The 521-nt window shown below is 78.7% G+C and carries 1 protein-coding gene; it reads right to left on the reverse strand.

Annotated elements, in window-relative coordinates; genetic code table 11:
• A partial coding sequence (locus tag DZF91_RS22650) for a site-specific integrase (protein WP_235834482.1) occupies positions 1–260 on the reverse strand: 260 nt, incomplete at its 3' end.
• Between the last annotated feature and the right edge of the window lie 261 nt (positions 261–521).

Here is a 521-nt window from a genome sequence, read left to right on the forward strand (position 1 = left end):
CGCTGCGCGAACCGGTGCAGCCCGCGCACGGCGACGACGGCGCGGGCCGCCGACCCGGCCGACAGCGGCGGGTGGCCGGCGTCGCCCTGCCGCAGCCCGACCAGGAAGGAGCGCACGTCGTCCTCGGTGACGTCATCGATCGCGGTCCGGCCGCGGTCGGTCAGCACCTCGACGTAGCGGCGCAGGTCGCGGCGGTAGGAGCTGAGGGTGTTGGAGGCCAGGCCCCGCTCCACCGCCAGGTGCCCGAGGTAGGTGCGCACGGCGGACTCCAGCGCCGTCCCCGACGCGGCCTCCGGGAGGGCGCTGTCGGGGTGGGCGGTGCCGCGGCCGGTCGGGCTGGGTGTCAGTGCGGACCTCGTTCTGGACGGCTCGTGCGGGAGGGCTCGTGCGGGGGCGCGGGCGGACGCGGGTGACGCCGCCCGCGCCCCATCATGCCCCCTCCGGCCCCGCACGGTCGCCGCAACGCCCCGCACGCGCCCCCGCGCGTCCGGCGTCCGGCGCTCGTGCGTCCGGTGGATACG

It is taken from the genome of Actinomadura logoneensis (genome assembly GCF_003428695.1).
Taxonomy (GTDB): domain Bacteria; phylum Actinomycetota; class Actinomycetes; order Streptosporangiales; family Streptosporangiaceae; genus Spirillospora; species Spirillospora logoneensis.